Raw genomic sequence first — 22755 nt, forward strand, 5'->3', positions numbered from 1 at the left:
TGACCTATAATCTATTTACTCCATAGTATGTAGGATAGAGTTTGAGATTCTTACATGGAATGGGGAGGGGGGGGAGTATGGAAAAGCAATCTATTCGTTTGCTTATGATTATTGACAAATTTGAGGTAGGTGGAACTGAAACCTACGTCTCCGCTGTCGTTGAAGAAATGTTAAAGCGAAATCTTACCGTCTTTGTCGCAGGCAAAAAGGGAAGTTTACTATCTAAATTCCAATCGATCGGCTGTCCTACCTATACCAATATGAGAAACCAGTCGAGATTCGAGAGCTGGATCAGGAAACATAAGATTAATATGATCAATGCTCACCATGAAACGACAGGCGTACTTGGCAGCCGTCTCAGCAAGAAGCTAAATATCCCCTTTGTCTTTACTATTCATGGAACCTATTATCCACGTTCTTTGATTCTTAGCATAATGAAGAGATGTGATGAGCGCAGCGCTGTGATTAGTGTCAGTCTGCCTGTGAAAAAGTGGCTGGAAGAGAAAAACATATCCTCCATCGTTATACCGAACGGGATAAATACCACCCAATTCACATACCAAAAAAACAAGAAGCTGCTTAATAAACTAAATATTCCACAGAAATCAAAAGTGCTGTTATATGTGAGCCGATTAGAAGACGAAAAAGGGGATATCTGTAAATTGTTTCTTCGCGCGGCGCAGCGATACATGGATACAAGGGATGATGTACATGTTGTTGTCGTTGGCGGAGGTCCGGATCTTAGTGAAGTCAGGAAACAGGCAGCAAGAAAGCATAGTCAGCGAATCCATGTTCTCGGAGAACGTCTTGATACAGCCTCCTTATTTTCTATAAGTGATGTGGTTGTCGGTACGGGCCGCGTAGCCCTGGAAGCCATGTCATGCAAGCGTCCGGTCATCGCCATTGGCAGCAAGGGGATCTTTGGCATTTTAAGACCAGAAAACTTCAAAGAAGCTTGGAAATATTATTTTGGAGATCACAGAGCTAAACAAACCGTGCACAGTAGGAGAATCGAGCATCTAATTGCAAGTGCGCTGCGCTCAAGTAAATCATCAGCTCAATTGGGAGAAGCAGGACGTGAGTTTGTGATTGCCAAGTTTAATATATCCGCGATTGTCGATAAACTGATGACTTTGTACAGCTCTGTAATGTAATCACTGGAGGGGGAGAAATGATAGATAAGCTTATGATTGTCGCCCATCCGGATGATGAGATCATATTCGGAGGGGCTGCTCTGCTCGCGGAAAGAGGCTGGAAAGTGATATGTGTGACAAACGGTAAACATCAAGTCCGCTCCAGGGAGTTCAAACAAGTGATGAAAGATATCGGAGCTGAGTTTGAAATGTGGAACTACAGGGATAAATGGGGAGGCGATTTTGACCGCAAAGCACTAAAGAAAGACATCGAAAAAGTGATTAAAGCCAATCCCCAAATCAATAGGATCGTTACGCATAACAAAAAGGGGGAATACGGCCACACACAGCATCAAGCTCTGCATGAAATAGTAAAAGACATTGCACAGGAGAAGCTATATATTTTCAAGCGTTCTGAACAAAAACTCGATAAAGAGGTATTAAAGCAGAAATATAAACTGTTAAAACGATATAAGAGTCAGGACATTGGCTGGTTGAAAAAATATATTGAATATGAAAGTGTTCGTAAGCATCGATAACAAATGCGTATCATTTATTGGCTCCACTATGTACCGAGGCTGCTTATCAAATGACGAATGATATGCAGCCCGATACGTTCACAATCTGATACTAAATAAATTTATTACCACATTAATCTTGGACTTGGTTTCATACTGTTCGTCTTAAGCCTGGTGCCGTCATCCGAGAAATAAACGGTTGTAGGCTGTATGAAATCTTCGGTATAGGCAATCAATTCACATTGTTTCATATAATCTTCGGTCTCTTTCTTTTGGGTGTGGGTTTGGATATCCTTTCTGCGGATACAAACATAATTTTCTTTGGAAACACAGTAAACTCTATAACCTTTTTCATAGCATGCCTTCAACCATTTGGCATCAGAACCCCCAATCGTATTCTCTGGAAATTTAATCTCTTTCCAGACCTTTTTACGAAAGAATAGAGTCCCGCCTTTAATCCTTGACCCTTCTACATTTTCTTTCCCTGGACGATATACCATGAGCGCTTTTTTCTCTTCAAAATATAAATAAGTGGAATGCTTTCCAACGATCGGTGCTTTTTTGGCCTTCAGGGCAAGCAGTGATTCTTTCATATAGTGGGCGCCATAATAGTCGTCATCATCAAATTTGGCTATAAATGTACCCTTGGCCCGCGCAATAGCCCAGTTAAGGCATTTACCCAATGTGTATTTGTCAGGGAGTTTGTAGACTCTCACATTTTTATATTTTTTGGCTTTCTTTCTCCATTTCTTAAGACTCATTTTGCTGTTATTCAGGATAATAATCATTTCCTTGTTCGGCCATTCCTGCCGTTCATAATTCGAGAAAATGTTGTCCATACACTCAGGTCTCATCGTACATGCAATGATGGAAGCCATATTCAGTTACTCAACTCATTTATCCAGACTGTTCCTTCTCGTATTCCATGTCGAGTCCTTCTTTATTTTGTACTCCTTATTTATTAGAACTTTTCTGTACAGCTTTAAGAAATTAGTCGCCATTACTTTATCTGAGTAACGCTTAATAACATACAGACGACACGTTCTTGGAGTAGGGAATTTTCTAGCACGGACTTTACGGGACATTTCATTTACATCATTACATAATAACTGCGGCAAGCCTTTCAACACCTCAGGAACCGCTCCTGCTTTAAAACCGAGTACTGGAGTGCCGCAGGCCAAAGCTTCGATAAGAACCAGACCAAAGGGTTCATTCCAAGTAGATGTGAACAGTACACAGCTCGCCTCGGATAACAACTTCATCTTCTCTGTGCCGCCTACAGGTCCTACATATCTGATTTTGTCATTTAAGTGAGGCTTGATCTTCTCATTGAAATAAGTCTCGTACTTAGGTTTATTGTTAAAGGTTCCAGCAATAATAAGCTCTTTTCCGGTTTTTTGTGCAACTTCTACAGCTAGGTGAACGCCTTTTTCGCTCATGATTCTTCCCAGAAAAAGCAGATAACCCTTTTTCTTCTGCTTATAAGGGTAGTCGCTGACACGTATCCCGTTATGCACGAAGTATCCTTTTTTGTTTTTGTCACGTATCTTTTTGCTGACGAATACGGGGATCTGCGTTCCTTTGGCTTTCTTCGAATGAGAATTTCGAATGGTGGGGATCGGGGGGTTGGCTCTGGCTACAATTCCGTAATGATCGTGGATAATGTCCACATCGGACGGCATGTTTTTGATTATAAAATCCAATTGTTCATCCTTATCGTCCGTAGGATATTCGAATGTTTTTGTTGCACGGCACTTCGATCCTTTTTTGGCAAACAGAATGACTTCATGGCCCCTTCGAACTAACTCTTCTGTAAGGTAATGAATATCTCGCTGTGTACCGCCGTAATCTTCCGGTGGGACGGGCAGGGAATTTGTTGATACTTGAACGATTTTCAAAGTATGGAATACCTCCTCAAATAACTCTAAATTTTCTTTTGACTATCTTATGCGGATAAATTAGGGATGGAATGGGCCCCTTGCAAGGACTTTTTATGCGAATATCTCGTGCAGTTAGTAGATAGACATCCAATCCAAATCTACTGAATTTACATAGAGTATAAGGAGAAAGTAATAGAGAGGAGAGAAATCATATTGAAGGGATTAATATTATGTGCAGGAAAAGGCTCGCGATTGTATCCGTTCACGATATCTTATCCGAAAACCTTGATTCCCGTAGCAAATGTCCCATTGCTGCATGGGTGCATCGATAAATTAACAGAGCAAAATATATCTGAAATCGGAATCGTGATTCATCCTTCTCAGGAGTCTATTATCAAAGAGAGTTTACAAAAAATTAGTCACTGGAATATCAGCATTACGTATATTTACCAGCAGAAGCCGGAGGGAATTGCGAACGCATTGCTGCAGGCAAAGGATTTCATTGGTCAGGATCCCTTCATTTTGCTGCTTGGAGACAATCTAATCTCCATTTCGTTATCAAAATTAAAAGAGCAAGTCGAACTGCAGGGTAACGACGCTGCACTGTTATTAGCAGAAGTAGAGAACCCGCAGGATTATGGCATTGCTGAGGTGGTCGGTGAGAAGATCATGACGCTCGAGGAGAAACCAAAGAACCCTAAATCCAATCTAGCTGTGCTCGGAGCGTATGTATTCTCTTCATCTATTTTCAAAGCATCTGAAATAATCAAGCCTTCGGCCAGAGGTGAATATGAAATTACGGATGCGATTCAGTGGTTGATTCAAAATGACTATCCGGTGTCCTTCTATAAAGCAGAGGTTTCTAATATTGATGTCGGAACAATGGATCGATGGATCGGAGCCAATCGAAAAATGCTACAAGAAATGCCATATGAAAATTATATTCATCCTTCCGTTGTTCTAAAAAATACGAAAATCCATCCACCTGTTTCGATTGATCATGGCAGTATCATCGAAAATGCTGTCATTGGACCTTATGTCTCTATCGGAGAGGGATCTACTGTTAAGGACTGTGTAATTGAAGACAGCATTCTTCTTAGCCATGTTCATCTGAATAAACTTTCTCACCCCATTTCGAAAATGATAATTGGATCCGGCTCTGCATTGGTCGGAACGGAAGAAGAGGGAGGAGGAGTGGAGTGAAGATACTTGTTATTGGCACAGGGTATGTTGGTACGACGACAGCCTTGGTATTTGCAGAAATGGGCTGGAAGGTTACGGGATTGGATACGGACAGCCGTAAACTCAATCAATTGAAGCAAGGAATTCTATATTTCCATGAACCTGGATTGACAGAGCTTCTGCAAAAGCATAATCAACTTGGAAATATCAACTTTACTTCTGACAAGAAGGAAGCTATAGAGAATAACGATGTTATTTTTATATGTGTAGGTACTCCTTCTCGGGCAGATGGAAGTGCGGATTTGACTTATGTGAAGCAGGTTGCTCAAGATATCGGTCAACATATGAACGGCTATAAACTGGTTGTGAACAAGAGTACGGTTCCTGTTGGAACACAGGAAAAAGTTACGGAGTGGATCCGTGAGACTCAAAACGTGTATCCGTTTGATGTTGCTTCCAATCCTGAGTTCCTACGCGAAGGGATGGCATTAGAAGATTCCTTAAATCCCGATCGAATTGTACTTGGTACGACAAATGATGCAGCAGCGAAGCAGCTGCGAACGCTGTATTCTTCAATGAAATGTGAAACCATCGAAACAACTCCCCGAACTGCTGAACTTATAAAATATGCTTCAAATGCGTTCCTCGCTACGAAAATTTCCTTTATGAATGAGCTCTCTAGATTAAGTGACAAGCTGGACGTTAATATCAAGGATGTCGCTGAAGGAATGGGGTACGATACAAGAATTGGAGCGAGGTTCTTACAGGCCGGGATCGGCTATGGTGGTTCGTGTTTTCCAAAAGATGTAGCGGCATTGGTTCATAAGGCAGAAGAAGAAGGCATGGAGCTGCAGATACTGAAACAGGTAATGAACGTAAATGAAACACAATATTTATATTTACTGGACAAAGCTAAAGCGCAGCTTGGAGACTTATCGGGCAAAAAGGTGGCAGTACTGGGCTTGGCGTTTAAACCAGATACAGATGACATTCGGGAAGCACCTTCTCTGCGGTTAATTCAGCAATTGATGGATCATCATGCTGCAATCCATTTGTTTGATCCGATTGCCAAGCTGCCTGCTGAATCGAAATATGATAAGGTTCATATTGCTCTTACACCGGAGGAAGTCTTTAACGATGCAGATGCCGTGTTCATATGTACAGAATGGCCGATATTTACAAGCATTGATTGGATGATGCTGCACTCGCATATGAAGCAGCCTAATATTTTTGATGGACGAAATATGCTTGATGCACAATTGATGAAATCATTAGGATATCATTATCAAGGTATTGGGTATAAGTAACACTCGCGAATGATAATGGCAATAAATAGGAGTGTAAAAGCTTAGGAGCAAGAGCCGCCTTTTATGTAAAAGGCGGTTCTTTTTCCGCTGTTCTCCATTTACAATCCAAATATTGTATAGTATAGTTGGTTATACAAGTAGCCAACCAATCAACAGATAAAGTGTAATGGCAAGAAAGGAGGACTGTTTTTGAAAGGTTTGTTGGATGAATCCCAACCCATTTTCCAACAAATTGCCCAAATGATCATAGATGATATTGTATCTGGTCTATTGAAGGAAGGGGAGCGAGTTCCTTCTGAGAATGAGCTGTCCCGGTTCTACAACATCAACCGCGCCACAGCCCGTAAGGGGCTGCAAGCCTTGGTTGATGCGGACATTCTATACAAACAGAGAGGGATCGGAATGTATGTACAAGAAGGGGCGAGAGATCGGGCATTGCGGGACAAACAAATGCATTTTCGAGAAGATTATATTCGGCCGCTTCTGGAAGAAGCAAGGCGAATCGGCATGAATGTGGAGCAGGTCATTGAATGGATTAAGGAGGAGAAAGAATGATCTCATTAAGTAATGTTTCATATGCTTACGATGAAACTCCAGTGATCAAGAGCTTTTCTTACGACGAATATGATCCAATCATAACAGGACTATGGGGACGAAATGGTGCAGGCAAGACGACGTTGATGAAGCTGCTTGCAGGACATCAGAAGCCAGCAGAAGGAACAATCAAAATCATGGGACACCAGCCTTACAATAATGAGAAAGCACAGAAGCATTTGTGCTACATGCAGGAAGATCATCCCTTTAGTGATATTTGGACGGTCAGTGATGCTCTGAGATTCTATCGATATTTCAATCCGAACTGGAATCAGAACTTGGCCGAACAACTGCTTGAGACATTTAGATTACATCAGAAGAAAAAGACAAAGAAGCTGTCTACTGGTATGAAAACCGCTCTCCAGGTCGTAATTGGCCTGGCCAGCCAGGCAGACGTTACTATTTTGGATGAACCAACGAATGGATTGGATGCAGGTATGCGGAAGGAGTTCTATAAGCTGATGCTGGCAAGCTATGACGCGTATCCTCGTCTAATTCTCATATCGACCCATCAGATTGAGGAATTGCAGCCTTTATTGGAATCGATTGTTGTGGTTCATGACGGTAAGCCACTGATGCACGAATCGATGGACAGTGTCAGAGAAAGAGGGATCTGGTTAACCGGTGAGATCGACAAAGTAAATGAGCTGGTAGGCAGTCAGAGAGTCTACGAAGAGAATATTATGGGTTCTCTGAAGAAGGTTATGATTGACGCGCCATTATCAAGTGAGTGGAAAGAGAGAGCCAAGTTAAGCGGTGTTACCTTGGAGAAAGCACAGTTGCAGGACTATTTGCTGAATATAACGGAGAGAGTGAAGGAGGGTATGCGATGAACAGTGCCCAAGGAACATTTCGTTTGTTGTATGAGGATGCTGCATGGTTTATGGGAAAGCTTCTATTACTATACGTCACGCTTCCGCTAACAGTGGCTTGGATTCTAGTTGGAATCTCCTTTGATTTAAGCGAGACGCTTAGTACCATTGCTGCACCAGCCTATTTTTTCTTCATTCCGTTCTACGGTATTATGGGATTTAAGAGTCTTCTGCCCATTGGTGTTAGTCTCGGTAGCACGCGCACTCAAATCCTCAGAAGCTTCTATGGAGTCGGACTTATTGCTGTATTCGTATATGTATTGATCTTGAATGTACTACAGGGGGTTATTTGGACACTGTATGATCAGGGGATCAGCTCGGTAAGGATTTTACATCCAGGAATACTATATTCAAGTGAATATCAATTTCTGCCTTACTTGTGGATTGATCTTATGTCTAGCTTGGTCCTGTTCAGCGGTGCATTCTTTATTTACAGTATTATGTATCGACTGGGTATGAAATGGACGTTAATTGGTGCGATGATTATGGGGATTGCCGGGATGTTCCTGTATTATTCAGGAGCGCTGGATGCACCATTCGATTGGATATCAAACTTAAATGTTAAGGTGATGAGCGGGTTTACTGTGGCTGGAATTATTGGCTTGATCGCATTGTTTGCTACGTATCCTATGATGCGAAATGCTTCCTTACAGCCAAAAGCGAATCGAGAATAAAGATAATAGTGAAAGAAGAGTGAGGCAGTCGGATAAACGGCTGCTTTTTTTGCGTGTAGTCAAGTTCGATGTATAATTCATATCGTCTACATTTATGGTAGAATGTTACATGTTAAGGAGCTTGTCATTATGAGAAGGCTTATTCATTGTGTGTATAATTTGAATATATTAAGGAGTTATATATGAGTAAAAATAAAATGATCAATTGGTTTGCTCTAGGAGATACCGATTATAAATATCTGATTTCATTAGTGTTCTATGCCGGACTAGTTATCTCACTGTATTACTCTTATATTTTCGGAAAGGCCCTATCCGTCTTATTTCCAACTACGGTTACGAAGTCAACTGGATTTCACACGTATTCGAGTGTAGAAGCCCCAAATTACGTAATTGGAATGATCGGGGGAATCTTTTTTTTCTTTGTTTGTATGATCATTTGGAAGCTATTGTGTGAACTATTGCTGCTTATTTTTGATAGTTTGCATACATACCTTGACAGCAGAAGGGGACTCCAAGAGAGTGAAGCATTTAAGGGGGACTCGGATATGTAGTCCCCTCGAAATCCTCCACTCCAGAGTTATTCTACACTTTTTAAGGATTCAATCATATTGATTTGGGACACTTTTCTTCGAAGTAGTAAGTTAGAGAGAATGGTGAGTAAGAATGCTAGAATAACAGATACCAATATGACCATTAAATTTAATTGATCCGGGATTTGTTGATGGGTACTTGAAAGCGCCTTGACAACTAGCTCATACATATAGCCGCTGATTGGTAATGCGATTAGAATCGCAAAGGCAGTAAGTATAATATTCTCAAAAAAGATTAACCGGTTTATTTTGTGCTTGGAATAGCCTAATACCTTCAATGTGGCCAGCTCGCGGTTACGTTCATAAATGTTGATGGAGGAGATCGAATAGTTGGCCCCAAAGGAAAGAACGACAGCACTAATGATAAACATGATAAAGACAAAGCTATTTTGCTGCAGAATATACTGAGCGGTCTCTTTCAAATCATGCTTATCCTCAATTCTTTCTACATACTTGGCTTGTTCGAAGAAATGACGGATGTTAGAAAGGTCTACAGCGCTGCTTGCCTTCACTAGAAGCGAGGTTGGTTGGTAATCGATGCCAAAGCTCTCGAGATACACTGTCGAACAATAGAAAGAAGGATTCGAATACTGATTGGAGATTTGCGCTACCTTCATATCGACTGTTTTTATGGACAAATCCGGATCTGTAAATTGAATTTGAATGGTATCTCCTTCAGTAATCTGATAATGGTCCGCATATGATCTGGGGACTAAGATGCCGTTATCCTCCAGAACGAGTCTATTGTCATATTCATCAAAGAATTGAATGAGATTGTTCTGCTTCTCCGTAACAATAAGCGTGGCGTTTTCATTATTATCACCATTCATGAATTTCACAGGAAATGTAGATAAAGGATAACTGTTTATGATGCCGGAAGGCAGCTGCAGTATATCAGCGGATACTTCTTTTGCATAGTCCACTTTTAAATCATAAGTATTTACCTCTTCGATCTGGTTAGCTACCCTTATCAAGGAGGCATGAGTTGCAAAAGCAGTAATCAATAATACGGTGCTTACGACAACACCAATGGAGCTCGCTAACGCTTTATGCTTGTTTAAGAGTATATTTCTTAATATCAGCTTATAGCTGTAGGAAATACGACTCCAGATCTCTGGATATCGTTCGATAAACAGCTTCTTAATCTTCTTTGGCGGTTTAGGCCGCATGGCCTGAGCTGCACGCTCTCTCAATATGCCTATCCCACTAAGGTAACAGGACAGGATGCCAAATGCACTGGAGAACAGAATAGGAGGAATCGCCGAATAAGGGGATAGGGTGAAGGTAATACCGGGCAGTGAGTAGGATCTGGCATTTGAAGCCTCAATCAGTGGAATAAATACACTGCCGGCAATTATAGAGCCAATAAATGAACCTATGATGCCTACAAGCACCGGGTATCCCATGTAATGAAGTATGATGGTTCTGTTCTTAATTCCTAACGCCTTCATAATACCTACTTGGTTTCTTTGCGAATCTATGATTCGCGACAGGGTGAGAAAGAGGATGATTGCCTCAATGATAAAGAGTACCAAGGGGATAACCTTGCTCATCAATTTATTATTATAAATCGTCTGCTGCAGCTTCAAATAACTGAATGTCCGCTCTTTACTAATTTGGCTCACATAGGACAGCTCGCTGAATTGTGTTTTAATGGTTTGACCTAGCTGATCAACATCATACCCCTCTTCTGCTTGAATCAAGACCTCATTAAAGTATAGACTGCCCGCGATGCGAGGAATTCCTGATTCAGCTATATAGGCGAACCCGTTGGTTTTATGGTCTTGGGTTTCGTTCTTTTTGGCGTATTCTACATTTTCGCCTAATCCGCTGATAGTGAATACAACACTCTTGCCGTTCACGTTTAAGATGAATTGATCTCCGACTTGGTAGCGATGCTCCTTGGCGTAATGGGAGTCCAGCAAGATTTCGTTTATGTCCGAAGGAATGATACCCTCAATTATTGCAGGTGTGTTGATTGTATTGTCTGTCGGTATCGAATGAATCTTCACAGCTGCACGTGTATCTTCAAAAGCTTGTGTGGCATCAGTGGTATACCGTCCTTCAATTTTGTGTATCCCTTCAATTGCACTTATTGCCATAATGTCCTGCTTGGATATTTGATTGTAATGGACATTCAGGTCACTTAAATTATGGTCTTGGAAGTAGGTCGTTGAATAAGTGCTAAGATTATCGCTTAATGTAGTCAGCCCTGTATAGAAAAAAGCGCCTACAGCGATCACTAATACAAAGGCTAGAAATTGACCGAATGATTGTAGAATATCCCTAAACAATTTGTTGATTAATTTCATCACCATTCAATCCCTTCCACGCTTTGTATCTGTTCATTGATCGTTATACTTTCGATCTTTCCGCTCTTCACTTTAATGATCTTATCTGCCATAGGCGCGATCGCGGAGTTGTGCGTGACCAATACAACGCTTTTATTCGTTTCCCTATTTAAATCTTGAAGAAGCTTCAATACCGACTTGCCCGTTACGTAATCCAGCGCACCAGTAGGCTCATCACAGAGTAAAAGCGCAGGGTTCTTCGCGACTGCTCGGGCGATAGCCACCCTTTGTTGTTCACCTCCAGAGAGCTGAGAGGGGAAATTTCTTAAGTGATTCTTTAAACCGACTTTTTGCAAAATCTCTTTCGCATCCAGATGGTTTTTGCATACTTCAGAAGCAAATTCAACATTCTCAAGAGCGTTTAGATTGGGAATTAAGTTATAGAATTGAAACACAAATCCTACCTTTTCAGCGCGATATTCTGTTAGCTTTTTCTCGTTAAAGCTTGAGATATTTTGATCACCAACCAACACTTGACCTGAGGTTGCTGTATCCATGCCGCCAAGTATATTCAGAATGGTGCTTTTGCCAGCACCGCTTTCGCCGAGAACAACGACGAATTCTCCCTTGTTGATGGAAAAGTCTACACCATTCAGTGCCTTGATCGGCACTTCGCCTATAGTGTATTCTTTCTTCACATTCTTGAATTCGATAAACACTCCCATAGTATCCAACTCCCACGTTATATTTTTTTCACACAAAGGAACGGATCCGACCTGTAAATATATACTTTTGTATGTCGGTATGTCACTTATGTAGCATACTATAATTCGTGGTTGTTAGATTGTCAATAACTGGTTTATTTGCACTTAAACATGTACTTCACTTCGGGTAATTATTTATTGACAAGTGTGTTTGCATCCATTAGAGTATGCTAGACGAATAACATACTAATACGCTGAATGGTGAGGCTATGAACGTCACATTTGATGACAAACAACCGATTTTTCAACAGGTAGCAGACATAATCGAAGACGATATCTTGAATGGAACGTACCGCGTGGACGAGCAAATTTTGTCCGTGGCTCAGTTTTCTCAGCTGTTTCAGGTCAATCCGGCGACTGTGGTGAAGGGATTCGGTCTGCTCGTAAATGAGGGTATTCTTTACAAAAGAAGAGGGCTAGGCATGTATGTCGCGGCTGATGCGAAACAGCGGATTCAGTCTAAACGAAGAGAGCGTTTATATAAGGAACTGTTGTCAGATCTTATGAATGAAGCCGACAAGCTAGGGGTGACAAGCGAAGAACTCATTAACATGATCAAACAGTGGAGAAAGGAATGAACGATGCGTGAGCATAGCATTGACCTGTAGCAATTTAACCAATAAATACGGTCGAAACTACGCATTACGGGACTTAGATCTGCAATTGGAGGAAAATGTAATATACGGATTGCTCGGGCAGAACGGCGCTGGCAAAACAACCTTGCTTAATATTATCGCAGGCGGTATCTGTGCGAACTATGGTACCGTTAAGGTAAGAGGGACAAAGCTTGGGAGAGGAGAATCTCCGGTAGATTTCTGTTTTGTTCGAGAGAAGCACAAGCTATTCGGAGGAGCAAGGGTGATCGAGGTTTTGCAGCTAGCTGCGAATTTTCATCCTAAATGGGACTGGGTGTTAGCTCATAAGCTGCTCGAGACGTTTCGGCTTGATCCAAACCAAAAAGTTAAACAGCTCTCAAGAGGCGCGGAGTCGCTCGTAGGAAATATCATTGGTCTGTCCAGCCGGGCGGCGATTACTTTATTCGACGAGCCGGTGCTGGGACTTGATGTTTTGATGCGAGAAAGGTTCTACAAGGAGCTGCTCATGGATTATGCCAATCATCCCCGTACCATTCTGCTTTCTACACATTTGATTGATGAGATTGCCCCCGTTGCTGAGCGAGTGTATATCATTGATGAGGGCTCACTCCTGCTTCATGACGAGATACATCGGATACGTATGAGTGCTTATTTGATTCGCGGAAATTCGATTGCCGTAGGTTCATTTACAGAAGGGAAAAGAGTATTACATACAGAATCTTATGGCCACGGGATACAAGCCGCCATTTTTGATAGGTTAAACGATGGTGACATGCGGATGGCGCGCCAACAAGACATAACGATTGAAAGTTTGACACTTCAAAGGTTTTTCTCGTATTTAATCGAGGGAGGTCACTAAATTGGGTGCATTGGCAGTTCATCTAAAGGCAAGCTATATGCAATTGAGAATTTACATTTGGCTGGTCGTTATTTTCATTCTGCTTGGCAGGTTAACGGAATATATTGTTGGTATCTTCACGGACAACGAACATAGCAGAGCGCTTGCGGATGGCAATCTACTGCTTCTCATTTTACTCCTTATTGCCGTCGTACTTCCGCTAAGTTATTACAAACGCATCGTACATTTAGGTGCAAGTCGGAAACAATATTTTTTGGGGCTTCAATTCGTTAATGTCGTTTGGGCTGTTCTCATCGCTTTATTCAATTCAGTATGGCCTCTGCTTGAAGAGAATGTATTTTACAAGAATACCGTTAATCTTATTAAAGCTTTCCATTGGAACGAATTTGGCGTGGCAGGTTCTTTCCTGTATCAAACCTTTTTTTATTTGATGGCGATGGCGCTGATTAGCATGCTGGTCACTAGTTATTACCATATTGTCGGTTGGCTGTTGTGGGCTCTGATCATTGTAGCCATCCCGACGGGAACGGCAATTCCTTCGCTCCGTGTTCATGTTGTTTCTTTTTTCAAAGCCTTGTTGTTCAACGACTCGCTGCTGGCTGGCGTCGGCTTTAATCTTGTGCTTTTCTTGGTTTTCGTAACCGGGGGCTGGCTTTTTACCAGGGGAAGGGTGCACTGATACCGTACAGAATCAATGAATTCAAATATACTAACATCCAGAATTCACGTGACAACAACAATCTACAATTAATACATATGTAAATAAAAATAACCCATATCTAGATCATACAGAGATCTTTAGATATGGGTTTTGACAATTATTGTGAGCTGGTAATACTGTTAATTAGGCCACTTTTCTTCGATTTAGAGCGAATTATCCCATCATCTTTTTATCTTTATTCATATTTACAACTGAATTTCGTGAACTCAGCAGATGCATCTTTACCACAAGCATATAATCCAATGACTACACCCGTAAATCCTCCAGCGACCTCTGAGGATAGGTATTTGGTCTGCGCTGTTCCGAGCGGGATTTGTTGATCTCCTTGCTGAAGGAAGAAGCTGTAACGCTCTGGAAGAGCTTGAATAAGAAGTGTAGCATGATTGCTGTCTTGCAAAGGTATCGTCGTTTGGATCGATTTGATATCCCCAATGTTAAGACGCTCAATGACCTCATAGCCTTGTTCACTTTGACGGATTGCCAGATCGTAACGATGGTTCTCATCCATATATAGAGTGATTCCTGCTTCACCGCTTGTAAGGGCAACATCACAAGAAATAGTTGCATTAAAATCTCTTTGTCGTATACCTATAAAGGTTGGAGATGCGGCTTGATCTAATGTGACTTCAGTCCCTTTGAGCGTCAGTTTATCCGTCCCCAGTTCATAATTCTCGAAATGAGGGTGACGAAGATAGCACCAATCCAAGCCCCATTCTGTATTCTCGAAGGTATACTCTTTCTTCTCATTCTGAACAACTTGCTCTGGGATGCGGTTGGTCTCAAAACTTGTTAGTGTCGTACCGTTATGACCTGCTGTAAACCATCCATCCTCACCAAAAGTAACCGGCGTCAGGAAGACTTCGCGTCCTAAGTGGTGGTAAGGAATCCATTTGCCAATCTGGCGGAAGCCCAGGTGGAAGAGCCACCAGCTTCCCTCCTGATCTTGAACCAAGTCACCATGGCCGACGGCCTGAACTTCATAACCACCCAAATTACGGTTTGTTAGAACCGGATTATGCGCGTAGGGTTCAAAAGGGCCGTGAAGTGAAGAAGAGCGGGCATAGGTCTCCATATGACCAAATTCCGTTCCGCCTTCAGCAGCTAATAAATAATACCAGTCATTTATTTTGTACATATGCGGGCTTTCAAGAAAACGCCCTCCTGTACCTTTCCAAATAGGGAGGCTAGGAGATAATTTGCGGCCCGTCTCGATATCAATCTCACATTGAAGAATGACACCTGTACCGTCGTCGTCGCTTCCATTGCTCATGAAGTAGGCTTTGCCGTCTTCAAAGTACAGATCTGGGTCGATACCGCCTTGGTCAATGTAGATCGGATCAGACCACTCTCCATAAATATCATCTGTCCAGACGTAAAAATTCTGATGGGTCGTATCGTTTGTGGTGGTCATATAGAAGCGTCCATTGTTATGACGTATGGTAGGGGCAAAAACACCGCCTGAGCTGTTCACCTGATCCAGCATGACTTGGCTTTTTCTTGTTAGTACATGTCCGATCTGCTTCCAATTAATCAGGTCCTTACTCTCAAAGAGCGGAACACCAGGGAAAAACTGAAACGAACTGGTAACAAGATAGTAGGTATCATTTACTTTACAGACACTCGGGTCAGGGTAGAAGCCTTTGATAATCGGGTTGTTATATTTCATAAGTCACCTCAAGTATGTATAAATATAGTGGATTTAGAAAGCGTTAACGAAACCGTTTTAGTAAACCGAGTTCATTATATCATCCATGGGTTTATTCGGGCAATGGACTAACTTGCGAAAACAATCTAATTTTTATAGAACTTCGATCATCTGCTTCTTTTAGTAGAGATTGTTGGAAGGATTTGGGTTTGAGATATAGAATTGTGAATACGGGGAATCCTCCGTCGTTACAGCAACATCAGAAAATATAAGCTCAAGGTGGAGATCAGGATGACACAGCAAACGAAACGAAACCGTATGATGATGTTCACAATTCTCGCCGTCATTCTACTCTCTGCAGCCATCTTTTATGCAGCCATATTTATTATTGAAAGACCGGGCAGCATCGCTGATCGCCGTCTGTCAGAGGCGGTCGGTATGACTGAGGGGATATTGGAAATTCCTATCGGTAAGACACCGGAAGAGGCAGTTGAACAATTTAGAGGAGGCAGCTCATCTCCGTATGTGATACATCAAGAACCTGTGGACAAAGGGGTGCTGCTATTCAAGACAAGCACGAGACAAGGTAGCGAAAATTTACAGGTCGAATATGTCCGGAATACCCGGATCGGATGGAAATGGGTATGGGGAGGGGGGTTCTCAAATCATGAAGCTTCTGATGAACCCTCTGCTGTCCATTATATGAGTTTACCTGAATTGAAGGGCGTTTCCACTCCTTTTCCCATGTTATTTGGATACGTATTTGATCCCTCTATCGTCAGAATCACGGTTGAAACAATGAAGGACGGTAGTAATGAGGCGAAGCAAATAGAGGTGGGGCCTGATGAGCGCCTATGGTTCGTGTTTCTCCCTTCGTCAGCAGACATGCCGTATGAGATTAAGGGCTATGATGAATCCGGAGAACAGATTGCTAGCAAGATGATAGATGATCCGAATGACAGCGGCATCTTCGATCTGGGAACAACGGCTTCCTCTGCTCCATAATAGGGCGAATGAAGTCTAGTCACGATAATGCACGATTTAGGGAGGGCAAATGATGATTAGCTATATGAAAAAAAACAAGACTCATAAATATAAGGAGAAGCGAATCAGGAAAGTTATTGCATTTATAACCGCCGGCGTACTGACTATTCATGGCGCAAATATCCTGCCAACTTCTTACATCAGTGCAGAAAAGGCAGATGTTTCTGTACGTACCTGGTATTCCGGTTCTACAATTAAAGTCCCTGAATTAAAACCAATCTGGACAATACAAGTTGATAACGATCTGGAGCAGAGTCAGGGCACAGGAGTTCAGGGTATCGCTGAAGAGGGTAAAGTGTTTGCATTTTCCGGCAATAAGTTGATCGCAGTTGACGCGCAAAATGGTAAACGGCTATGGAGTTACGGTAACGGAAGAAATTTGAATCGACTCATCACGTATGATCAAGGGATCGTATATGGGATGACAACGGATAAGAAGCCTTATGCTCTCCATGCAAAGACGGGTAAATTAAAATGGCAGGCACAGTCATCCACCTATGTTGATGCATGGGAAAGGACGGAAGCGTTGATCTCCACTTCAGATACATTATATGCGATCAATGGCAGTACCACCTTTGCATTTGATAAATCATCAGGCAAGCTCAAGTGGAAGGCGGATGAAGAGAAGGCCGAAGGAAATGGCACTGCTTATCTCGAAGAAGCGGATGGCGTGGTGCTTAGAACCTTCTTCGTTCAAGGAGCACTCACATCCATTCAACTAAATGCATACGACAAGAAGACGGGAAAAGAGCTGTGGGAAGATTTTGGTCAAGGTGATGCTCTCAAGATTCAAGACGGAATCGTGTATTCGATAGACTACTTTTCACCGATGCTGACGGATTATCAGTCTCTGCCCGATCGCAAGGTCATCGTAAATGCGTTTAACCTGAAGACCGGTGTGAAGAAGGGAAGCCGGGAGTACATGTGGAAGCTGGCTGGTGAACCACCGTATAGTTACCATTCGGGAGATGCCTACCTTGCGGGGGACAAGCTGTACATTGAGCAAGGCGATAAAGTCGCAGTATACAATTTTAACAGCTACAAGGCTGGAGAGGGCCCGCTCCGCAGCTTGCAGCGTCCTGATGGAGACAGCTTGGACATGCTCGGAGTTGTGCAGGAACGACTCCTATTCAAGGATGCTACAGGGAATTTAGTCGGCGTTAAGCTGGCGAACGGTCAGAGGGTTGGATGGTATGGGGACGCGCCTGTGGCTCATATTGATGTGTACGGGAATGAAATCTATATGGCACAGCGTAACGGAACCCTGCTCGGTATTCATATGATGACATCTAAACCCGTCTTCCGAGTCAAAACAGGAGCTGATCTGCATGAGGCGACCCTCAAGACAAACGGAATGATTATTTTACAGGCAGAAGGCAGGCTGATGGGAGTAAAGGTGCCCGCATCAATGCGATAATGTAAGTTACAGATTATAGTATGAATTTGGCACTACCGCTTATGCGGTGGTGCTTTTTTAGTTCAAAAATCAGATCATTTGCTGCGTCACAAGAGGTTTTCACACCAATTTATGGAATATATTGCTCATCTGCTGGCTGTGAATTCCCAGGAGGCAGCCATATATAGGGTGAATTTATTATGATCTAAAGGGAGGAGCCAAGATTATGCCTACTTATATGATGCATCTGCTGCGTTTCAGCTTGTTCCTAGGACTGATTCCGGTCCTGACAATGGGCTTCTTATCTTATTACATTGCTGCTGGTGATGTTGAACAGAAGGTATTAGCCAGCAACACACAGCTGCTTCGGCGCAATGAACAGCAGATTGACGACATGCTGAAAGGACTGGAGCGCTCTACACTACAGCTGGCGAGCTCACCTCTTATGAAGCAAGCGTTACAAGAGAAATGGACACCAGCTCATTTTCAGGAAATTCGAGAGATGTCTTCAGCTTTGTCCAATTTGCAGTCCCCGGTCATGACCTCGGAGGCTTATTTTATCCATCTCGGGAATGGTACAGTTACAGGACTGGATCGCTTTCAGAGCCTGGATCAATTCAAGGATAGAGACTTAATTATGAATTATGCTTCCCATGCCAGCAGTCTGTTCATGGATACATCGAGCAGCGAAATCTACACAACTTGGGTCCAAAAAATCCCCCTGTTTCCTATGCGTACGGGTCCAAAAGGGCTTATCGTCGTGAAGATGCCTAAGAAGCATATGGCAGAACGTTTATCGAGGGCATCAGAGCTGGGATCACCATATATTATCGATGCCGAAGGAAGGCTAATCCTTGGCTCCATCCCGGACTCCTGGCAAAATGAGCTGGATTCAGCGGTCAATACGGAAGTGCTCAGCAGTCTAAAAAATACAGGAATGAAAAAGCAAACAGCAGCCCATTCATTTCGGACCAAAGTGGACGGCGGTCAATATAACGTAACCTATCTTCATTCGGCTTCGTACGGATGGACTCATGTATCTGTCACCTCTGTTGAGGCCATGACCAAGCAAACGCAGCATATCGCGTGGATTACAGCCATGGTCAGTGGCGTCGTTTTAGTCGTCATTTTTGTTACCGCTTACATTTGGAGCCGGCGCATGTACAAGCCCATTCATCGCTTGGTCGAATACTCTCGTCAAACGGATATCGGGCCCGATCAGAATGCTCAGTCTGCTGGTTTGAATGAACTCCACTATATAGAACAAAGCATTCGCAGGCTATCTTCCTCAAGAACAGAGCTTCAAGCACAGCTGTCTACGCATACGGAGCACATGAGCGAATCACTGATGCTGATGCTGTTATCTAATCGAATACAGGCGGATGAATTTGTGAAGCGTTCCTCCAGATGCGGTTTCCCTAAGTCTTGGCAAGCCTTATCGGTGATGAAGATACAGATTGATACCTTCCATCTAAGCAAATATGACGAGCATAATTTGGAGCTGCTGCTGTATGCCATAAACAATATGGTAGCAGAATTAATCAGTCCAGCTTCCAGATTTGCTCCGGTTATACTCGACCATGCTCAAGTCACGCTGCTAATTGAACCGCCCAATAGTGCTGAGAATGCGCAGGGGAATGATCTATTCTACCAAACGGCGGTGCAATTGAAAGACCAGATCGAAAGCTATTTGCAGCTGCAAATCAGTATTGGTCTCAGCCGGTCCTTCCAGGACTTGTCTGCTGCTCCTGAAGCTTATATGGAATCCGCCTCTGCCCTAAGGCAGCGGATGGTGCCGGATGCAGGCTGCATCATACGTTACACGCCACAGCGAGCAGATCATCCAGACGGCAGAACTCCATATGCCAAGCTGCGGGAGATTGAAGAACATATTCTGTATTCACTGAGGAAAAGAGAGCAGGATCAGCTCTCGCTGGCAATGGAGCTCTACCTGAACGAAATTACGGAAAATCGGGCCTTTCAACCGGAGCTCAATATCCTGCTCATTAAATTGGCCATGCGAATTATCGAAACAGCGCAGACACAAGAGCTGGAATTACATCTGGGCGGAACGCTAAGCGGAGAGAAGCTCCTATCTAAGCTGACCAAGCTGAATACAAAGGAAGATATCCGATATTGGTTCGAACAGCAGCTGTTCATACCTATAATTCATGCCATGGAACAGCAGGCGGAGGAGCAGCAGGTAAGAATTGCGAGCCGTATGCTGGAAATGATTCATTCCAGATTTGATCAGGACATCACGCTGGAATCGTGCGCTGCTGAATTGAACTACCACCCTTTTTATCTGAGCAGAGTATTCAAGAAAGATGTCGGCATGCCGTTCAGTGAATATTTAACTTCCTATCGGATGAGCCAGGCAAAGCTGCTGCTGGAGAATACGAGTCTGCTCGTGTCCGATATCGGACGTAAGCTGAAGTATGCCAATACGAGTGCCTTCATACGAACCTTTCGAAAATGGGCAGGAATGACGCCAGGGCAATATCGGGAGCAGTATGAACGAAGCACAGTGCGAACGAAGGCGGAGCCGGAACTGGAACTGAAGCGGGAGCGAGAGCCCAAGCTAGAACCAGAACGTTAGCGATGAGCTTTTAGGTCCGCATTGGCTATACCTTATATCCTGCATACTGAAGGTTATGGGGGAGTTATTGTGCGCTAATTGGTCGTGCTCTGCAACAAATGAATGGAAGGTTATGAAATGATCATTTCCTGTCATCCCGTTGATCTGCATAATTATCCCTAATCTAATGCAGAAGGGGGAGGAAGATCATCAAGTACCGGTCAGAATTAGCGGATGCCAAGCCGGATGCGGTCATGATGAGAATGCGAAAAGAGGGATCATTGTCCATAGCAGGTCTACTACGAGATAAATGGCTGTATGTCATGCTTATACCCGGCATCCTGTATTTTCTTATATTTAAATACGTGCCGATGTATGGTCTAATCATGGCCTTTCAGGATTTCAAGCCGCATCTTGGATTTTTCGGCAGTCCATGGGTAGGAGTGAAGCATTTCGAACGATTGTTCAGTGATCCGCAGTTTCTTATCTTGTTCCGGAACACGTTTCTACTCGCTTTTTACAATTTGGTTTTCTTTTTTCCGGCACCGATCATTCTTGCTTTGATGCTGAATGAGATCCGGAGGGAAGGCTTTAAACGATTTATACAAACTCTCATTTATATTCCACACTTTGTATCGTGGGTCGTTGTAGTGGGGATATGCTATATTTTGCTGACAACCGAGAACGGAATTCTTAATGAGCTCATCTATCAGTTGACGGGACAAAAAATTGCCTTCCTGCTCGATGCAGAATGGTTCAGAACGGTTATTGTCTCTCAGCAAATATGGAAGGAAGTGGGCTGGGGAACGATTATCTTCCTTGCGGCACTAACGGGCGTCGATATGCAGCTATATGAGGCCGCACGGATGGATGGAGCAGGGAGATGGCGTCAGATATGGCATATTACACTGCCCGCGATTCGGAGCACCATCCTTATTCTGTTGATCCTTCGGCTTGGCAGCTTTTTGGATACCGGATTTGAACAGATCTTCCTCATGCTGGCTCCAACAAACCGGGATGTCGGCGAAGTGTTCGATACATTCGTCTATACCAAAGGGCTTCTCCAGGGTCAGTACAGCTATAGCGCAGCTGTGGGTATGTTTAAGTCCGTGGTGGCTCTTGTGCTGGTGGTCTCCGCCAATTGGTTAGCCAAGAGGTTTGGCGAAGAAGGCGTTTATTAAAGGAGGGAGGTGGGGTTCTCATATGGTTCAGGATAAAACCGCGGCGAGTCGGATTTTTGATGTACTTAACTATATCTTGCTTACATTGGCTGCTCTGGCGACCGTGCTGCCCTTCATCTATGTCATTGCTGTCTCGTTTACAGCGCCGCAGGAAGTGGCTAAGGGTGGACTCATTCTTTTTCCGAAGGAGTGGTCGCTGTCTGCGTACCAGTATATTTTCTCAACCAATACGCTGATTCGCAGTTTAAGTGTTACGATCTATGTCACGATTGTCGGTACGCTGTTTAATCTCGTGTTCACTTGTCTGATGGCTTACCCGCTCTCCAGACCTCGGCTTCAAGGACGTAGATATATTATGCTCGGCGTGTTGTTCACGATGCTGTTCAGCGGAGGAATGATTCCGACTTACTTTGTTGTACAGAACCTGCATCTAACCAACTCCTTATGGTCGCTCATCATTCCAAGTGTCATCAGCGCATTTAACCTGATCGTACTCAAAAATTTCTTTCAGCAGATTCCGAGCGAGCTGGAGGACTGTTCTAAGATCGACGGATGTACCGATATCGGTGTATTCTTTCGGATTGTATTGCCGCTCTCGGGTCCTGCCATTGCTACATTTGCGCTATTCTATGCTGTAGATCATTGGAATACTTTTTTCAGTGCGGTCCTGTATATCAACGATAATACCAAGTGGCCCATTCAGGTGTACTTGCGTGAGATCGTCATCCTAGCTCAGAGCAGTGTCGGCGATTCTACCGCATTCGAGGATCTGGATATTCAGCCGCTTACGATTCGCATGGCAGTCGTTGTGTTCGCCACCATGCCTATTCTGCTCGTTTATCCGTTTCTACAGAAGCATTTTGTGAAAGGCGTTATGCTCGGTTCAGTTAAAGGCTGAGATGATATGCGCTGAGTCGCCTCAATGAATAT

The 22755-nt window shown here is 43.2% G+C and carries 20 protein-coding genes; 15 read left to right on the forward strand and 5 right to left on the reverse strand.

Features of this window, described 5'->3' with window-relative positions:
- Nucleotides 1-77: 77 nt before the first annotated feature.
- Both ACFSVM_RS08865 and ACFSVM_RS08870 read left to right on the forward strand, forming a co-directional pair.
- Nucleotides 78-1154, forward strand: coding sequence for a glycosyltransferase (locus ACFSVM_RS08865; protein WP_379261527.1), 1077 nt, complete (start codon nucleotides 78-80; stop codon nucleotides 1152-1154).
- Nucleotides 1155-1171: 17 nt separating this feature from the next.
- Nucleotides 1172-1672, forward strand: coding sequence for a PIG-L family deacetylase (locus tag ACFSVM_RS08870; protein ID WP_379261529.1), 501 nt, complete (start codon nucleotides 1172-1174; stop codon nucleotides 1670-1672).
- 104 nt (nucleotides 1673-1776) lie between these two features.
- Here ACFSVM_RS08870 and ACFSVM_RS08875 read toward each other — a convergent pair whose 3' ends face one another.
- Nucleotides 1777-2529, reverse strand: coding sequence for a glycosyltransferase (locus ACFSVM_RS08875; protein ID WP_379261531.1), 753 nt, complete (start codon nucleotides 2527-2529; stop codon nucleotides 1777-1779).
- Between the two features lie 15 nt (nucleotides 2530-2544).
- Nucleotides 2545-3549 (reverse strand): glycosyltransferase family 4 protein, encoded by a 1005-nt coding sequence (locus tag ACFSVM_RS08880; RefSeq protein ID WP_379261533.1) that lies wholly within the window; start codon nucleotides 3547-3549, stop codon nucleotides 2545-2547.
- A 195-nt stretch (nucleotides 3550-3744) separates the two neighbouring features.
- On the opposite strand from ACFSVM_RS08880, the gene ACFSVM_RS08885 reads away from it, so the two are divergent.
- The 5 genes from ACFSVM_RS08885 to ACFSVM_RS08905 all read left to right on the forward strand — a co-directional run bounded on the left by ACFSVM_RS08885 (nucleotide 3745) and on the right by ACFSVM_RS08905 (nucleotide 8160).
- Nucleotides 3745-4734 carry a sugar phosphate nucleotidyltransferase gene (locus tag ACFSVM_RS08885; protein ID WP_379261535.1) on the forward strand — a complete coding sequence of 330 codons (990 nt, stop codon included), beginning with the start codon at nucleotides 3745-3747 and terminating at the stop codon, nucleotides 4732-4734.
- Nucleotides 4731-6020 (forward strand): UDP-glucose dehydrogenase family protein, encoded by a 1290-nt coding sequence (locus ACFSVM_RS08890; protein ID WP_379261537.1) that lies wholly within the window; start codon nucleotides 4731-4733, stop codon nucleotides 6018-6020. The genes ACFSVM_RS08885 and ACFSVM_RS08890 overlap by 4 nt, the downstream gene beginning before the upstream one ends.
- A gap of 189 nt (nucleotides 6021-6209) precedes the next feature.
- A complete protein-coding gene (locus tag ACFSVM_RS08895) occupies nucleotides 6210-6575 on the forward strand; it encodes a GntR family transcriptional regulator (protein WP_379261539.1) in 366 nt (121 codons plus the stop codon).
- Nucleotides 6572-7447 (forward strand): ATP-binding cassette domain-containing protein, encoded by an 876-nt coding sequence (locus ACFSVM_RS08900; protein WP_379261541.1) that lies wholly within the window; start codon nucleotides 6572-6574, stop codon nucleotides 7445-7447. Before ACFSVM_RS08895 ends, ACFSVM_RS08900 begins: the two co-directional genes overlap by 4 nt.
- On the forward strand, nucleotides 7444-8160 hold the full coding sequence (locus ACFSVM_RS08905) for a hypothetical protein (RefSeq protein ID WP_076310756.1): 717 nt from the start codon (nucleotides 7444-7446) through the stop codon (nucleotides 8158-8160). The genes ACFSVM_RS08900 and ACFSVM_RS08905 overlap by 4 nt, the downstream gene beginning before the upstream one ends.
- A 577-nt stretch (nucleotides 8161-8737) precedes the next feature.
- Here the strand turns inward: ACFSVM_RS08905 and ACFSVM_RS08910 are convergent.
- Both ACFSVM_RS08910 and ACFSVM_RS08915 read right to left on the reverse strand, forming a co-directional pair.
- Nucleotides 8738-11062: an ABC transporter permease gene (locus ACFSVM_RS08910; protein WP_379262944.1), complete on the reverse strand. Its 2325-nt coding sequence runs from the start codon at nucleotides 11060-11062 to the stop codon at nucleotides 8738-8740.
- The gene (locus ACFSVM_RS08915) at nucleotides 11062-11766 is read right to left on the reverse strand and encodes an ABC transporter ATP-binding protein (RefSeq protein ID WP_379261544.1); all 705 of its coding nucleotides are present in this window, start codon (nucleotides 11764-11766) and stop codon (nucleotides 11062-11064) included. The genes ACFSVM_RS08910 and ACFSVM_RS08915 overlap by 1 nt, the downstream gene beginning before the upstream one ends.
- Before the next feature lie 248 nt (nucleotides 11767-12014).
- On the opposite strand from ACFSVM_RS08915, the gene ACFSVM_RS08920 reads away from it, so the two are divergent.
- Genes ACFSVM_RS08920 through ACFSVM_RS08930 form a run of 3 tightly spaced genes read left to right on the forward strand, consistent with a single transcriptional unit; the run spans nucleotide 12015 to nucleotide 13939 of the window.
- Nucleotides 12015-12383 (forward strand): GntR family transcriptional regulator, encoded by a 369-nt coding sequence (locus ACFSVM_RS08920; protein ID WP_379261546.1) that lies wholly within the window; start codon nucleotides 12015-12017, stop codon nucleotides 12381-12383.
- A gap of 7 nt (nucleotides 12384-12390) precedes the next feature.
- Nucleotides 12391-13260 carry an ATP-binding cassette domain-containing protein gene (locus ACFSVM_RS08925; RefSeq protein WP_379261548.1) on the forward strand — a complete coding sequence of 290 codons (870 nt, stop codon included), beginning with the start codon at nucleotides 12391-12393 and terminating at the stop codon, nucleotides 13258-13260.
- Between the two features lies 1 nt (nucleotide 13261).
- Nucleotides 13262-13939, forward strand: a complete 678-nt coding sequence (locus tag ACFSVM_RS08930; RefSeq protein WP_379261550.1) for a hypothetical protein — start codon at nucleotides 13262-13264, stop codon at nucleotides 13937-13939.
- 217 nt (nucleotides 13940-14156) lie between these two features.
- Here ACFSVM_RS08930 and ACFSVM_RS08935 read toward each other — a convergent pair whose 3' ends face one another.
- On the reverse strand, nucleotides 14157-15647 hold the full coding sequence (locus ACFSVM_RS08935) for a glycoside hydrolase family 43 protein (RefSeq protein ID WP_379261552.1): 1491 nt from the start codon (nucleotides 15645-15647) through the stop codon (nucleotides 14157-14159).
- 270 nt (nucleotides 15648-15917) lie between these two features.
- On the opposite strand from ACFSVM_RS08935, the gene ACFSVM_RS08940 reads away from it, so the two are divergent.
- The 5 genes from ACFSVM_RS08940 (at nucleotide 15918) to ACFSVM_RS08960 (ending at nucleotide 22723) form a co-directional block, all read left to right on the forward strand.
- Complete coding sequence (locus ACFSVM_RS08940) at nucleotides 15918-16631, forward strand: hypothetical protein (RefSeq protein WP_379261554.1); 714 nt, start codon at nucleotides 15918-15920, stop codon at nucleotides 16629-16631.
- A 49-nt stretch (nucleotides 16632-16680) separates the two neighbouring features.
- On the forward strand, nucleotides 16681-18087 hold the full coding sequence (locus ACFSVM_RS08945) for an outer membrane protein assembly factor BamB family protein (RefSeq protein ID WP_379261556.1): 1407 nt from the start codon (nucleotides 16681-16683) through the stop codon (nucleotides 18085-18087).
- A gap of 205 nt (nucleotides 18088-18292) precedes the next feature.
- Nucleotides 18293-20665 carry an AraC family transcriptional regulator gene (locus ACFSVM_RS08950; protein WP_379261558.1) on the forward strand — a complete coding sequence of 791 codons (2373 nt, stop codon included), beginning with the start codon at nucleotides 18293-18295 and terminating at the stop codon, nucleotides 20663-20665.
- 233 nt (nucleotides 20666-20898) lie between these two features.
- On the forward strand, nucleotides 20899-21825 hold the full coding sequence (locus ACFSVM_RS08955; RefSeq protein ID WP_076310750.1) for an ABC transporter permease: 927 nt from the start codon (nucleotides 20899-20901) through the stop codon (nucleotides 21823-21825).
- Between the two features lie 22 nt (nucleotides 21826-21847).
- The gene (locus ACFSVM_RS08960) at nucleotides 21848-22723 is read left to right on the forward strand and encodes a carbohydrate ABC transporter permease (protein WP_379261560.1); all 876 of its coding nucleotides are present in this window, start codon (nucleotides 21848-21850) and stop codon (nucleotides 22721-22723) included.
- The last annotated feature ends 32 nt before the right edge of the window (nucleotides 22724-22755 follow it).

This window comes from Paenibacillus shunpengii, assembly GCF_042684905.1.
In the GTDB taxonomy this organism is placed as follows: domain Bacteria; phylum Bacillota; class Bacilli; order Paenibacillales; family Paenibacillaceae; genus Paenibacillus; species Paenibacillus shunpengii.

What these genes read in the sequence shown, in the direction of transcription:
- ACFSVM_RS08865 (WP_379261527.1), top strand. Translation starts at nt 78, where the DNA reads ATGGAAAAGCAATCTATTCGTTTGCTTATGATTATTGACAAATTTGAG.
- ACFSVM_RS08870 (WP_379261529.1), top strand. Translation starts at nt 1,172, where the DNA reads ATGATAGATAAGCTTATGATTGTCGCCCATCCGGATGATGAGATCATA.
- ACFSVM_RS08875 (WP_379261531.1), bottom strand. Translation starts at nt 2,529, where the DNA reads ATGGCTTCCATCATTGCATGTACGATGAGACCTGAGTGTATGGACAAC.
- ACFSVM_RS08900 (WP_379261541.1), top strand. Translation starts at nt 6,572, where the DNA reads ATGATCTCATTAAGTAATGTTTCATATGCTTACGATGAAACTCCAGTG.
- ACFSVM_RS08905 (WP_076310756.1), top strand. Translation starts at nt 7,444, where the DNA reads ATGAACAGTGCCCAAGGAACATTTCGTTTGTTGTATGAGGATGCTGCA.
- ACFSVM_RS08910 (WP_379262944.1), bottom strand. Translation starts at nt 11,062, where the DNA reads ATGAAATTAATCAACAAATTGTTTAGGGATATTCTACAATCATTCGGT.
- ACFSVM_RS08915 (WP_379261544.1), bottom strand. Translation starts at nt 11,766, where the DNA reads ATGGGAGTGTTTATCGAATTCAAGAATGTGAAGAAAGAATACACTATA.
- ACFSVM_RS08920 (WP_379261546.1), top strand. Translation starts at nt 12,015, where the DNA reads ATGAACGTCACATTTGATGACAAACAACCGATTTTTCAACAGGTAGCA.
- ACFSVM_RS08935 (WP_379261552.1), bottom strand. Translation starts at nt 15,647, where the DNA reads ATGAAATATAACAACCCGATTATCAAAGGCTTCTACCCTGACCCGAGT.
- ACFSVM_RS08940 (WP_379261554.1), top strand. Translation starts at nt 15,918, where the DNA reads ATGACACAGCAAACGAAACGAAACCGTATGATGATGTTCACAATTCTC.
- ACFSVM_RS08945 (WP_379261556.1), top strand. Translation starts at nt 16,681, where the DNA reads ATGATGATTAGCTATATGAAAAAAAACAAGACTCATAAATATAAGGAG.
- ACFSVM_RS08950 (WP_379261558.1), top strand. Translation starts at nt 18,293, where the DNA reads ATGCCTACTTATATGATGCATCTGCTGCGTTTCAGCTTGTTCCTAGGA.
- ACFSVM_RS08955 (WP_076310750.1), top strand. Translation starts at nt 20,899, where the DNA reads ATGATGAGAATGCGAAAAGAGGGATCATTGTCCATAGCAGGTCTACTA.
- ACFSVM_RS08960 (WP_379261560.1), top strand. Translation starts at nt 21,848, where the DNA reads ATGGTTCAGGATAAAACCGCGGCGAGTCGGATTTTTGATGTACTTAAC.